Annotated in this window: 12 protein-coding genes; 11 read left to right on the top strand and 1 reads right to left on the bottom strand. The window is 71.1% G+C overall.

Annotated features, from left to right (window positions below; all coding sequences use genetic code 11):
• Positions 1 to 15 precede the first annotated feature (15 nt).
• The 7 genes from FXO23_RS21865 to FXO23_RS21835 all read left to right on the top strand — a co-directional run bounded on the left by FXO23_RS21865 (position 16) and on the right by FXO23_RS21835 (position 7331).
• On the top strand, positions 16 to 2625 hold the full coding sequence (locus FXO23_RS21865; RefSeq protein WP_246257651.1) for a family 78 glycoside hydrolase catalytic domain: 2610 nt from the start codon (positions 16 to 18) through the stop codon (positions 2623 to 2625).
• A 59-nt stretch (positions 2626 to 2684) separates the two neighbouring features.
• Entirely contained in the window at positions 2685 to 3893 is a 1209-nt protein-coding gene (locus FXO23_RS21860) for an FAD-dependent monooxygenase (protein ID WP_158887247.1), read from the top strand.
• A 76-nt stretch (positions 3894 to 3969) separates the two neighbouring features.
• Positions 3970 to 4536 (top strand): TetR/AcrR family transcriptional regulator, encoded by a 567-nt coding sequence (locus tag FXO23_RS21855; RefSeq protein WP_158887246.1) that lies wholly within the window; start codon positions 3970 to 3972, stop codon positions 4534 to 4536.
• A 9-nt stretch (positions 4537 to 4545) separates the two neighbouring features.
• Positions 4546 to 6054 carry an FAD-dependent monooxygenase gene (locus tag FXO23_RS21850; protein ID WP_218952118.1) on the top strand — a complete coding sequence of 503 codons (1509 nt, stop codon included), beginning with the start codon at positions 4546 to 4548 and terminating at the stop codon, positions 6052 to 6054.
• 22 nt (positions 6055 to 6076) lie between these two features.
• On the top strand, positions 6077 to 6433 hold the full coding sequence (locus FXO23_RS21845) for an ArsR/SmtB family transcription factor (RefSeq protein ID WP_158887245.1): 357 nt from the start codon (positions 6077 to 6079) through the stop codon (positions 6431 to 6433).
• Positions 6430 to 6918, top strand: a complete 489-nt coding sequence (locus tag FXO23_RS21840) for an SRPBCC family protein (protein ID WP_158887244.1) — start codon at positions 6430 to 6432, stop codon at positions 6916 to 6918. The genes FXO23_RS21845 and FXO23_RS21840 overlap by 4 nt, the downstream gene beginning before the upstream one ends.
• Positions 6915 to 7331 carry a VOC family protein gene (locus tag FXO23_RS21835; RefSeq protein ID WP_158887243.1) on the top strand — a complete coding sequence of 139 codons (417 nt, stop codon included), beginning with the start codon at positions 6915 to 6917 and terminating at the stop codon, positions 7329 to 7331. Before FXO23_RS21840 ends, FXO23_RS21835 begins: the two co-directional genes overlap by 4 nt.
• 75 nt (positions 7332 to 7406) lie before the next feature.
• On the opposite strand, the gene FXO23_RS21830 is transcribed toward FXO23_RS21835, so the two are convergent.
• A complete protein-coding gene (locus tag FXO23_RS21830) occupies positions 7407 to 8453 on the bottom strand; it encodes a LacI family DNA-binding transcriptional regulator (protein ID WP_158887242.1) in 1047 nt (348 codons plus the stop codon).
• A 125-nt stretch (positions 8454 to 8578) separates the two neighbouring features.
• Between FXO23_RS21830 and FXO23_RS21825 the strand changes: the two genes are divergently transcribed.
• Genes FXO23_RS21825 through rhaS form a run of 4 tightly spaced genes read left to right on the top strand, consistent with a single transcriptional unit; the run spans position 8579 to position 13140 of the window.
• A complete protein-coding gene (locus tag FXO23_RS21825) occupies positions 8579 to 10093 on the top strand; it encodes a sugar ABC transporter ATP-binding protein (RefSeq protein ID WP_158887241.1) in 1515 nt (504 codons plus the stop codon).
• On the top strand, positions 10090 to 11121 hold the full coding sequence (locus tag FXO23_RS21820; RefSeq protein WP_158887240.1) for an ABC transporter permease: 1032 nt from the start codon (positions 10090 to 10092) through the stop codon (positions 11119 to 11121). Before FXO23_RS21825 ends, FXO23_RS21820 begins: the two co-directional genes overlap by 4 nt.
• The gene (locus tag FXO23_RS21815; protein WP_158887239.1) at positions 11114 to 12085 is read left to right on the top strand and encodes an ABC transporter permease; all 972 of its coding nucleotides are present in this window, start codon (positions 11114 to 11116) and stop codon (positions 12083 to 12085) included. The genes FXO23_RS21820 and FXO23_RS21815 overlap by 8 nt, the downstream gene beginning before the upstream one ends.
• Positions 12082 to 13140 (top strand): rhamnose ABC transporter substrate-binding protein, encoded by a 1059-nt coding sequence (gene rhaS / locus FXO23_RS21810; RefSeq protein ID WP_158887238.1) that lies wholly within the window; start codon positions 12082 to 12084, stop codon positions 13138 to 13140. The genes FXO23_RS21815 and rhaS overlap by 4 nt, the downstream gene beginning before the upstream one ends.
• Positions 13141 to 13150: the final 10 nt, after the last annotated feature.

Genomic DNA, 13150 nt, shown 5'->3' with positions numbered 1-13150 from the left:
GGTACCGTCGAAGAGGTGTGGATCGAGCGGGGGACCGTCGAGTACGACGAGCGGCCACTCGGCCTCGACGTGACCGCGCCCCGGCTGTCCTGGACGATGCGCGCGGACGAGCACGGGGCCCGGCAGACGGCGTACCGGATCCGGGTGGCCACCGATCCGGACGGGCGGACGGTGATCTGGGATTCCGGCCGGGTCCGTTCGGCGAACTCGGTCGGAGTTCGCTATGCCGGTCCGGCGTTGCGCCCGCGCACGCGGTACCACTGGCGGGTCCGGGTCTGGGACGCGGCCGACCGGCCGTCACCGTGGAGCCCGATGTCCTGGTGGGAGACCGGGATGCTCGCCGAACCCTGGGCCGCCCGCTGGATCGGCGCGCCCGACGCGGCGGGCCCGGAGCCACCCGCCCCGCTGCTGCGCCGCGAATTCCGGGTCACCGGCCCGATCGCGCGGGCCCGGCTCTACCTCAGCGGGCTGGCCTACCACGAGGCCGAACTCAACGGCGAACGCGTGGGCGATCGGGTGCTGGATCCGGGATTCACCGGCTACGACCGGACCGTGCTCTACGTCGTGCACGACGTCACGCGCCTCCTGCGGCCGGGCGCCAACGCGCTCGGGGTGACGCTGGGCCGGGGTTTCTACGGGATGCGGACGCCGAACGCGTGGAACTGGCACCGAGCCCGGTGGCACGGCGAACCGAAACTGCTGGCACAGCTGGAAATCGAGCACGAGGACGGCTCGCGGACCACGATCGGCACCGACGAGTCGTGGCGGGTCGCCAACGGCCCCACGCTCTCGAATTCGCTCTACGAAGGCGAAACCTACGACGCCCGGCGCGTGCCGCGGTGGTGGACCCGGCCCGGTTTCGACGACAGCGCCTGGATTCCGGCCGTCGCCCAACCCGCGCCGGAGGGGAGGCTGCGCGCGCAACGGCACGAACCGATCCGGGTCGTGGAAACCGTGCGCCCGGTGGCGATCACCGAACCCGGCCCCGGGGTGTACGTGGCCGATCTGGGCCGCACCGCCGCCGGTTGGGTCCGGCTCTCGGTCACCGCGCCCGCGGGCACCCGGATCCGGTTGCGGTACGGGGAAAAGCTCAACCCCGACGGAACCGTCGAGGCGGTCAGCGAGCATGTGCTCACCGACCGGTTCCAGGTCGACGAGTACTTCTGCGCGGGCACCGGCACCGAAACCTGGGAACCGAGGTTCTCCTACAAGGGGTTCCGCTATGTGGAGGTGACCGGGCTGTCCGCCCGTCCGGAACCCGGCGATCTGCTCGGCCGGATCGTGCACAGCGACGTTCGCGAGGTCGGGTTCTTCCGGTGTTCGGAGCCGCTGTTCGAACGGTTCGACCGGATGATGCGCCGCACCTTGCTCAACAACCTGCACGGCATCCCCACCGATACCCCGATGTACGAGAAGAACGGCTGGACCGGCGACGCCCAGCTCGGCATCCCGACCTTGACCGCGGCGTTCGGCATGGCCCGGCTCCTCGGGAAATGGGCGGGGGATTTGGCCGACAGCCAGGACGAACCGGGGCAGCTGCCGGTCATCGTGCCCAGCGGCGGCTGGGGGTACGCCGAACTCGCCCCGGCCCCGGAGTGGACGACGGTCTTCCCGTTCCTGCTGCGCGAGCTGTACCGCTGGTACGGCGACGACCGGCTCGCCGCCGAGCACTGGCCGTCGCTCACGAAGTACCTGGACTGGGAGATCGGCCGCCTGCGGGACGGGCTCGCGAGCACCGCGCTCGGCGACTTCCTGCCGCCCGGTCACCCCGGCGGCATCCCGCCGGAGGACACCCGCCTGACCGCGACGGCGTTCCTGTACCGCGCGCTGCTCGCCGCCGCGGAACTCGGTGACCTGCTCGGCGAAACCGGCACTGCCGCCCGCTACCGCGCGACCGCGGCCGCCTGCAAGGACGCCTTCAACGCGGAGTTCCTCGGCCCCGCCGGGCATTACCGCACCGGAAGGGACCCCGGGTACCGGCAGACGTCGAACGCCATCCCGCTCGCGTTCGGGCTGGTGCCACCGGGCGCCGAAGCGGCGGTCGCCGCGAGCCTCGCCGCCGACATCCGCGCCCGCGGCGACCACCTCGACACCGGTTGCCTGGGCACGAGCGTCCTGCTGCCGGTGCTCACCGCCCACGGTCATCCCGATCTCGCCCACGCCCTCGCCACCCAGCGCACCTACCCGAGCTGGGGGTACTGGGCAGACAGCGGGGCGGACACCATGTGGGAGCGCTGGGACGTCGACACGCGGTCCCGGGACCACTACTTCCAGGGCACGGTCACCGACTGGCTCTACCGGAACGTGGCCGGGTTGCGGCCGGGGGACAACGGCTTCGCGCGGTTCACCGTCCGCCCGGATGCCCGCGTCGGCGTGCGCTGGGCGCGGTACGCGGTCGACACCGTGCGGGGCCGGGTCGCCGTCGACTGGTCCCAGCACGCCGGCGAATTCCGGCTGGAGGTCGAGGTCCCGGTGGGCGCGACCGCGGAGGTCCACGTGCCCGCGAACCGCCGCGAGGACGTCACCGCCACCCCGGACGCCGAGTTCCTGCGCGCGGAACCGGGGTTCGCGGTCCTGCGCGCGGAGTCCGGCCGGTGGCGCTTCACCAGCCGGAACCCCCGCTGACCGGGCCCGGTCAGCGGTTGGTAGGCGACCGGTAGGAACCCCGGCCGAGGCTTGCGGCCATGAGCGAAACCAAGAACATCCTGATCTCCGGCGCGAGCATCGCCGGGCCCGCCCTCGCCCACTGGCTGCGCCGCCACGGGTTCCGCCCGACCGTCGTGGAGCGTGCCCCAGCGCCCCGCCCCGGCGGGTACGCCGTCGACATCCGCGGCGCCGCGATCACGGTCGCCGAGCGCATGGGGATCCTCGGGGACATCCGCCGCACGGCCACCGGCATGCGCGGCGCCTCGCTGATCAGCGCCGCCGGGAAGCGGATCGCGGACCTGGACGGCGACGCCTACGGCATGCACGTCGAGGGCGATGTCGAGATCATGCGCGGGGACCTGTCGCGGCTGCTGCACGAGCTCACCGCGGACGAGATCGAGTACCTGTTCGACGACTCGATCACCGGGATGACCCAGCGGGAGCACGGAGTCGAGGTCACCTTCGAGCGGAACGCGCCCCGGGCGTTCGATCTGGTGATCGGCGCGGACGGGTTGCACTCCAATGTCCGCGGCAGGGTCTTCGGCGAGGAGTCCCGGTTCGTCCGCCATCTCGGCCACTACGTCGCGGTCGCCACCGTGCCCAACCACCTGGGGCTCGATCACTGGGGGATGCTCTACCGGGCCCGCGGCAAGATGGTGAACCTCTACAGCGCGGGCCGGGCCGCCGAGGCCAAGGCGTGCTTCCTGTTCGCCTCGCCGCCGCTGACCTACGACCGCCGCGATCTCGCGGCACAGCGGCGGATCGTGGCCGAGGCCTTCGCCGGGGACGGCTGGGCGATCCCGCGCCTGCTCGAAGCCGCGGGCACGGCCGGCGACTTCTACTTCGACACGATCAGCCAGATCCACCTGGACCGCTGGTCGGCCGGGCGGGTCGCGCTGCTCGGGGACGCCGCGTACGGGCCTTCGCTCGCCTCCGGGCAGGGGACGAGCCTCGCCCTGGTCGGCGCGTACGTCCTCGCCGGGGAACTCGCGGCGGCGCGCGGGGATCATCAGCTCGCGTTCGCCCGCTACCAGGACGTGTTGCGCGATTTCGTCGCCAAGAACCAGAAACTCGGGCGGGACTCGGTCAAGCACATGGCGCCGAAGAGCGCGGCGGGGGCGTGGTTCCAGGGGCAGCTGATGCGCATGATGCCGCACCTTCCGGGTAAGGACGCCATGCTCCGGATGATGATCAAGCCGATCGCCGAGGCGGCCAATGCCGTCGAGCTGGCGGAGTACCGGGTCTGACGAGGTTTGACAGCGCGTGGGAGGGAACCGTATCGTATCGAAGTGTACGGTACGGTTTCGTTCAGTTAGAGGTGTGATGACGCGGGGCGAGGTGCGGGAACGGGCCATCCTCCAGGCCGTCACCGAGTTGCTCGGGGAGGTGGGCTACCAGGCGCTCACCATGGACGCGGTGGCCGCGCGGGCGCGGGCCAGCAAGGCCACGATCTACCGCCGGTGGCGCAACAAGGCGGAACTGGTGAAGGCCGCGCTGGACGCGTACGACAGCGAGTTCAACCTGGTCATCCGGGACACCGGCGAGCTGCGCGGCGATCTGGTGGCCGTGCTGGAAGCCTTGCGGGACAAGGCGACCGACGAGTACCTGGGCATGCTGAACGCGCTGATCGCCGCCGCGCGGTACGACACCGAACTCGCCGCCGCCCTGCACGAGCACACCGAGGACGAGGAGCTTTCCCCGTTCGCCGCGAGCCTGGACCGGGCCGTCGCGCGCGGCGACCTGCCCGCGGACGTGGACGGAACCCTGGTGCACGACGTGGCGGAGGCGATGATCCTGCGCCAGCTCACCGTCGGCCTGCCCCTCGACGACGCGTTCGTCACGCGGGTCGTGGACGACGTACTGCTCCCATTGCTGCCCACCAACTCTTGAGGAATTCCAGTGACATCAAATGTTCCCGTCCTGATCGCGGGCGCGGGGCCGAGCGGCCTGACCCTGGCCGTCGAACTCGCGCGCCGCGGCGTCGCGTGCCGTGTCGTCGACAAGGCGCCGCGGTTGTTCCCGGGATCCCGGGGCAAGGGACTGCAGCCGCGGACCCTGGAGGTGTTCGAGGATCTCGGCGTGCTCGACGCCGTGCTCGCCGGTGGGGCGCCGTTTCCGCCGTTCCGGCTCTACTCGGGCCAGGAGGTGGTCTGGGAGCGGCGGCTGGAGGAGATGCTCGGCACCGAGTTCCCGTCCGGATCCGACGTCCCCTACCCGCGGCCGTGGCTCATCCCGCAGTGGCGCACCGACGAGATCCTGCGCGACCGCCTCACCGAACTCGGCGGCCGGGTGGAGTTCGGCACCGAGCTGACCGGATTCACCCAGGACGCCGAGGGCGTGGTCGCCACGCTGAGCCGGGAGGGCCGGACCGAACGCGTGCGTGCCGAGTACCTCGTCGGCACCGACGGCGGGCGCAGCTTCGTGCGCAAGCAACTCGGGGTCGGCTTCGCGGGGGAGACCTACGAGACCGAGCGGACGCTCATCGGCGATGTCCGCGCCGAGGGCCTCGAGGGCGTCCGCTGCCACATGTTCACCCGTGGCGGGGACATCACCGACCGGTTCTCGCTGTGGAACCTGCCGGGCAGCGAGCATTACCAGTTCGTCGCCGCGGTGGCCGAAGGCGAGGAGCCGGAACTGAGCCTGGCCACGGTCCGGAAACTGCTCGAGGAGCGGTCCGGCCGGGACGACATCCGGTTGTCCGGGCTGAACTGGATCTCGCTGTACCGGATCAACGTCCGCATGGCCGAGCGGTTCCGGATCGGCCGGGTGTTCCTCGCCGGGGACGCCGCCCACGTGCATTCCTCGGCATCGGGCCAGGGCCTGAACACGAGCATCCAGGACGCCTACAACCTCGGCTGGAAACTCGCCGCGGTGCTCGGCGGCGCGCCGGACGCGGTGCTCGACACCTACTCCGACGAGCGGATCCCGGTGGCCGCCGAGGTGCTCGACGTGAGCACGCTGATGCACCGGCGGAACTTCCGCGCGACCACCGCGCCGCCCGGTTCGGCCCCGGCGATCCACCAGCTGGACATCACCTACCGGGACGGGCCGCTGGCGGTCGACGACCGCGCACCCGGCGGCCGGATCCGCGCGGGGGACCGTGCCCCCGACGCGCCGGTGCGCACCCGCGCCGGGAAACCGGTGCGGCTGTTCGAGGTCCTGCGTGGTCCACAGTGGACATTGCTGGCCTGCGGCGCCGATCCGGGTGTGGACTTCGGGCCCGAGGTCGCGGTGCACACCGTGGCCGAGCACGGGGACCTGGTCGACGCCGAGGGGGCGCTGCGGCGGGCCTACGAAGTGGCGGACGGGGACCTGGTGCTGATCCGGCCCGACGGGTACCTCGGCCTGGTCACCGATCGCGCGGCGCGGGTCACCGAGTACCTGAACCGCTTGACAGCCCGCCGCTAGGCAAGTACAAAACCAGGTGGTTATGAAACTACTTGGTTATGAAGACGAGCGGCTCGACGCCACGTTCGCGGCATTGGCCGACCCGACCAGGCGGGCCATCCTCGCCCGCCTGGCTTCGGGTGCGGCCACCGTGACCGAACTGGCGGCGCCCTTCGCGATGAGCCAGCCCGCGATTTCCAAGCACCTCAAGGTGCTGGAGCGGGCCGGGCTCGTCTCGCGGGGCCGGGACGCGCAGCGGCGGCCGTGCCGGTTGGAGGCGCGCCCGCTCAAGGCGGCCACCGACTGGCTGGAGAACTACCGCGACTACTGGGAAGAGAACTTCCGGCAGCTGGACTCGTTGCTCGGCCGGCTCAAGGCCGACGAGGAAGGGCGGGCATGAACACCGTGCGCGTAACCACGCCGAGCGAGACGGAAATCGTGCTGACGCGCGGGTTCGACGCCCCGCGCCGCCTGGTCTTCGACGCCTGGACCAAACCCGAACTGCTCAGGCAGTGGTTCGGCGCCCGGGGCTGGCACCTCGTCGTCTGCGAGATCGATCTGCGCGTGGGCGGCGCGTGGCGGTTCGTCTCCCGCGGACCGGGTGGAGCCGACATGGGCCACGGCGGCGTGTACCGCGAAATCTCCGCGCCCGATCGCCTGGTCTACACCGAGTCCTACGACGACCAGTGGTTTCCGGGCGAGGCACTGGTCACCACGGTCCTCACCGAGGACGGCGGCCGCACCACCATGACCAGCACCCTGCTCTTCCCGTCGCGGGAGGTCCGCGATCTGGTGCTCGCATCCCCGATGGAACGCGGTGTCGGCGAAGGCTACGACCGGCTCGCCGAACTGCTCGCCCAGCAACGAAAGGACGTCACCGCATGAAGTGGACCCTGGAAGTGGTCGTGGTCCCCGTCGCGGATCTGGACCGCGCCAAGGCCTTCTACGCCGAGAAGGTCGGTTTCGCCGTGGACCACGACAGCAGGTTCGGCGAGGGGAACCGCATCGTCCAGCTCACCCCGCCCGGTTCGGGTTGCTCGATCGTGGTGGGCGAAGGTGTTGTCCCGCAGATGCCGCCGGGTTCCCTGAAGGGCCTGCAGCTCGTGGTACCCGACGTCCACGCGGCGCGCGAAGAACTCGCCGAACGCGGAGTGGAAGTCAGCGAGGTCCAGGTCGCCGGTCCGGAGGGTTTCCGCCCGAGCAAGGAGGGCGAGGACCTCAACAACGTCGGCTTCGCCTTCTTCGCCGATCCGGACGGCAACGAATGGGCCGTCCAGCAAATCACCGCGCGCGGGTAGGCATCCCCCGCACACGCGAGGGCGCCGAGCCTCGGGGTCGTGAGTGTTCCGGCCGGTTAGAACCGGTCTGTCCACTCACGACCGTTGTCCGGTCGGTTGCCGGCGGCGGCGCGGGCGGCGGCTGGATTCGCGGACGACCAGTTCCGGGGTGAACAGCACCCGCTGATGTTCGTGGTGTTCGCGGGCGGTCGACTCGGCCATCACGAGTTCCGCCGCGGTGCGGCCGATCAGCTCGCGGGGTTGCCGGACCGAGGTCAGCGGCACCGCGGCCGCGGCGGCGAAATCGATGTCGTCGTAGCCGACGATCGCGACCTCCTCCGGCACCCGCTTTCCGGCGCGCACCATGGCCTGCAGCACACCGAGGGCGAGCAGATCGTTGGCGCAGAACACCGCCGGGGGAGTCGACCGGCGCGCGAGCAGTTCCTCCCCGGCGCGCAGCCCGCACGCCACGTTGAGCGCCGGGACTTCCAGCACGGTGAGCAGGTTCCGGTCGTGCCCGCCCTTGCGCAGCGCGTCGAAGGCGCCCCGCCGGCGCTCGCGTGCCTGGTGGATCCGCGCGGGACCGTTCACCAGCACGATCTCGCGGTAGCCCTCGGCCAGCAGGTGGTTGATCGCCAGTTCGCCGCCGGTCCGGTCGTCGACGGCGACCGAGCACAGATCCGCTTCCTCGCTCGGATGATCCAGCAGCACCACCGAAACCCCGCGCTGCTGCAGTCGCCGGATCCCGTCCAGCGACGCGCCCGCCGGGGTGATCAGCGCGCCGTGCACCCGTTGTTCCGCCAGCAGTTCCAGGTGCCGCGCCTCGCGTGCCGGAGATTCGTCGCTGTTGCACAGGATGACCGCGTGCCCGGCCCGGCTTGCCGCCTCCTCGACCCCGCGCGCGACATCGGTGAAGAACGGGTTTCCCACGTCCAGGACGACCAGGCCGATCGCGCGCGCGGTACCCGAGCGCAGCTGGCGCGCGGACTCGTTGCGCACGAACCCGAGCTCGGAGATCGCCGCGAGAACGCGTTCCCGGGTCCCCGCGGCCACCATTTCGGGCTTGTTCAGCACGTTCGACACGGTGCCCAGCGAGACCTTGGCCCGTTCGGCCACCTCGCGCATGCTGACCGGCGGCTTCATCCCTGCTCCACCCGCGCATCCTAACTTGAAACGTCTCAACACCACTTGACACAAATCACACCGAACCCGCACGCTAGCTCAGGCCCCGTGATTGAAACGATTTATTCACGCGGAGGAGTGGCCCGGTGCAGCAGCCCTCTGGTAACGCCTCGGCCCCGGTCGTCGAGCTGCGCGGGGTGTCGAAGAACTTCGGCCCGGTGCGTGCCCTGTCCGAGGTTTCCCTCCTGCTGGAACCGGGCACCGCGCACGCCCTGCTCGGCGAGAACGGCGCGGGAAAATCGACCCTGATCAAGGTGCTCGCCGGGGTGCACCGGCCGGAACGCGGCGCGCTGCTGGTGGACGGCCTGCCGCGGCGGTTCACCGGTCCCGGCGACGCGCGTGCCGCCGGTATCGCGGTGATCTACCAGGAACCCACGCTGTTCGGCGATCTTTCCGTCGCCGAGAACGTCTTCATGGGCCGCCAGCCGCTCCGGGCCGGGCGGCGGATCGACACCCGCGCCCTGCACGCGACGGTGCGCGCGCTGTTCGACCGGCTGGGCGTCGACCTCGATCCCGCGCGCCCGGCCCGCGGCCTGTCCATCGCCGACCAGCAGGTCATCGAGATCGCCAAGGCGCTGTCCTTCGACGCGCGCGTGATCGTGATGGACGAGCCCACCGCGGCGCTGTCCCCGGCCGAGACCGGCCGGTTGTTCGGGGTGGCCCGGGCGCTGCTCGAACACGGGGTGGCGGTGCTGTTCGTCTCGCACCGGCTGGACGAGGTCTTCGAGCTTTGCACGCGGGCGACCGTGCTCCGGGACGGCGAACTCGTCTGGTCCGGCGCGCTCGCCGGGAAGACCCCGGACGATCTGGTGCGCCGGATGGTCGGCCGCGCACTGTCCGCGCTGTTTCCCAAGCAGGACAGCGTCCCCGGCGAGACCGTGCTGGCGGCGCGGCGGCTCACCCGGGAAGGCGTGTTCACCGACGTCTCCTTCGACCTGCGTGCCGGGGAGATCGTCGCGCTCGCCGGGCTGGTCGGCGCCGGGCGCAGCGAGGTGGCCCGCGCGGTGTTCGGCATCGACCGGCTGGACGCGGGCGAGGTGCGGGTGCGCGGCAGACCGCTGCCGAACGGTTCGCCGACCGCCGCGATGGCCGCCGGAATCGGTTTCGTGCCCGAGGACCGTCGCCAGCAGGGGCTGGTCATGGACGCCTCGATCGAACGCAACGCCGGGCTCGCCTCGCTCGGCGCGCTGAGCCGGGGCGGGCTGATCCGCCGCCGCGACGAACGCGCGCTCGCCCGGGACTGGGCGGTGAAACTCCGGCTGAAGTTCGCCCGGCTGACCGATCCGGTCGGCGTGCTCTCCGGCGGCAACCAGCAGAAGGTCGTGCTCGCCAAGTGGTTGTCCCGCGGGCCCCGGGTGCTCATCGTCGACGAGCCGACGCGCGGCATCGACGTCGCCACCAAGGCCGAGGTGCACCGCCTGCTCTCCGAACTCGCCGCGGACGGGGTCGCGGTGCTGATGATCTCCTCGGAACTGCCGGAAGTGCTCGGCATGGCCGACCGGGTGCTGGTGATGCACGAGGGACGCCTCGCCGCGGAACTGCCGCGTGCCGAGGCCACCGAGGAGGCCGTGGCGCTGGCGGCGGCGGGGAGGTCCGCGTGACGGTCACCGCCGCGCCACCGGAAACCCCGGGTAAGGGAAACGCCCGGCGGTTGATCGATCGGGCGGGCCGGATCCGCGAACTGGGCATCGCGGGTGTGCTCGTCGTCGTGATCGCCGGCACCGCGCTCGCCAACCCGCGGTTCGCCGAACCGCAGAGCATCCGCGACCTGCTGCTGAACGCCTCGATCATCGCGCTGCTCGCGGTCGGCCAGACGATCGTGGTGATCACGCGCAACGTCGATCTGTCGGTCGGTTCGGTGCTCGGCCTGTCCGCGTTCGTCACCGCCGATCTCGCGGCCGCGCACCGCGGCCTGCCCGTCGTCGCGTACCTCGCGATCGGCGTGCTGATCGGGATCGCGTGCGGGACCGGCAACGGGCTGGTGGTCTCGCTGGGCCGGGTGCCGAGCCTGGTGGTCACGCTCGGCACGCTCTACGTCTTCCGCGGGCTGGATTTCGCGTTCGCGCACGGCACCCAGGTCAACGCGGCCGAGCTGCCCGAAGGCCTGCTCTCGCTCGGCAGCGGGCGCGTGCTCGGCGTGCCGCACCTCGTGCTGATCACGCTGCTGGCCGTGGTCGTCGCCTGGTTCTTCCTGCGCTCGTACCGATCCGGGCGCGAGCTGTACGCGATCGGCTCCCAGCCCGAAGCCGCCGTGCTCGCCGGGATTCCGGTGGGGCGCCGGGTGTTCGCCGCCTTCGCGGTCTCCGGCGCGATCGCGGGGCTGGCCGGTGCGCTGTGGACCGCGCGCTACGGCACGGTCGACGCGGCCGCGGGCACCGGGCTGGAACTCCAGGTCGTCGCCGCGGTGGTGGTCGGCGGGGTGGCGATCTTCGGCGGTTCCGGGAGCGTGCTCGGGGCCGCGCTCGGCGCGTTGCTGCTGAGCACGATCTCCGGCTGCCTGGTGGTGCTCGGGGTGCCCGCGTTCTGGCAGCAGGCGGTCACCGGCGCGCTGCTGCTCGCGGCGATCACCGTCGACCGGGTCGTCTCGCTGCGGCTGGCCAGAAGCCTGCGGAGGAGGAACCATGGCTGACCGGCTGCGCGGACTGCTGCGCTGGGAGACCGCGCTCGTGCTGCTGCTCGCCGCGGTAGCGATCGCCGGCTCGGCCCGGACCGGCGGAACGTTCCTCTCCGGACAGAACCTGTTCTACCTCGGCCTGGACATCGGCGAGATCGCGCTGATCGCGCTGCCGCTCACGTGCGTGATCGTCGCCGGGGAGATCGACCTGTCGGTCGCTTCGGTGCTCGGCCTGTCCAGCGCGCTGATCGGCACGCTGTGGAACGCGGGCTGGCCGCTGGAGGCGATCCTGCCGTTCGTGCTCGTGGTGGGCGCGCTGTGCGGCGCGGTCAACGGCCTGCTCGTCACTTCCCTCGGCCTGCCCTCGCTCGCGGTCACCATCGGCACGCTCGCGCTCTACCGCGGCCTGGCGCTCGTCCTGCTCGGCGACACCGCGGTCGCCGATTTCCCCGCCAGCTACACGAAGTTCGGCATCGAACCGGTGCCCGGAACCTGGCTGCCCTATCCGATCCTGGCCTGCGCGGTGCTCGCGGTGATCTTCGGCGTCCTGCTGCACGCGAGTTCGTTCGGCCGGGCCACCTTCGCGATCGGCGCCAACACCGAGGCCGCGCGGTTCTCGGGCATCCGGGTGAAACGCACGAAACTCGTGCTGTTCGTGCTCACCGGTGCCGTCGCCGCGCTCGCCGGAATCGTCTACACACTGCGGTTTTCCAGCGCCCGCGCGGACAACGGCAACGGCCTCGAACTGGCCGTGGTGGCCGCGGTCCTGCTCGGCGGGGTGTCGATCTTCGGCGGCCGCGGCACGCTCGGCGGCGTCCTCGCCGGTGTCCTGCTGCTCGGCGGGCTGCGCAACCTGCTGATCCTGGACGACGTTTCGACCGAGACGCTCACCGTGGTCACCGGCCTGCTGCTGCTCGCCGGGGTCCTCGCCAACCGCTTCCTCAGTTCCGTTCCGGCAGGAAGGCGACAACCACCATGACCAGAACCGCGATCGCCGCGCTGGCGCTCTGCGCGCTCACCCTGACCGCGTGCGGCGGCACCACGAAGGACAGCGCCGGGCAGCAGGGCAACCAGCCCGGCAACACCGCCGCGGCCAATCCGGACGCCAAGCTGAAAACCGGGCTCAAGGTCACCTACCTGCCCAAGCAGGTGAACAACCCGTACTTCACCGTGGTGGGCAAGGGAGTCGAACAGGCCGCCGCGGAGTTCCAGGCCGCGGTGAAGGCCACCGGCCCGTCCGAAGCCAGCGCCGCCTCCCAGGTCACCTACATCAACACCGCGGCACAGCAACGGCAGGACGTGCTGGTCCTCGCGGCCAACGACGAGAACGCGGTCGCCCCGGCGCTGAAAACCGCGCGGGCGCAGGGCATGAAGGTGGTCACGCTCGATTCGGACGTGGCCGAGGACGCCCGGGACGTGTTCGTCAACCAGGTGGACTCTGGCGAGATCGCGGTGAAACAGGTGGAATTGCTGTCGAAGGCGATCGGCGGGTCGGGGGAGTTCGCCATCCTTTCCGCGACCGCGAACGCCACGAACCAGAACACCTGGATCGACATCATGCAGCGGGAACTGGCCAAACCGGAGTACGCACAGCTGAAACTGGTCGAGATCGCCTACGGCAACGACGACGACCAGACCTCGTTCCAGAAGACCCAGGGCCTGCTGCAGGCGCATCCGAACCTCAAGGGCATCATCTCGCCCACCACGGTCGGCCTCGCCGCCGCGGCCCGCTACCTCGGCTCGTCCGAGTACAAGGGCAAAGTCGCGCTCACCGGGCTCGGCACCCCGAACCAGATGCGGGAATACGTCAAGAACGACACGCTCACCTCGTTCGCGCTGTGGGAGCCCGCGAAACTCGGCTACCTGGCGACCTACGCGGCGGCCGCGCTCGCCTCCGGGCAGATCACCGGTGCGGCAGGGCAGAAGTTCAAGGCGGGCAATCTCGGCGAGTACGCGATCGGCAGGTCCGGGGAAGTCGTGCTCGGCCCGCCCACGGTGTTCACCAAGGACAACATCGACCGGTTCGACTTCTGAGGAAGGCTCG

This window comes from Amycolatopsis anabasis (genome assembly GCF_009765355.1).
Taxonomy (GTDB): domain Bacteria; phylum Actinomycetota; class Actinomycetes; order Mycobacteriales; family Pseudonocardiaceae; genus Amycolatopsis; species Amycolatopsis anabasis.
The sequence above is the reverse complement of the archived record's forward strand: the minus strand, read 5'-3'. Positions and strand labels throughout refer to the sequence as shown.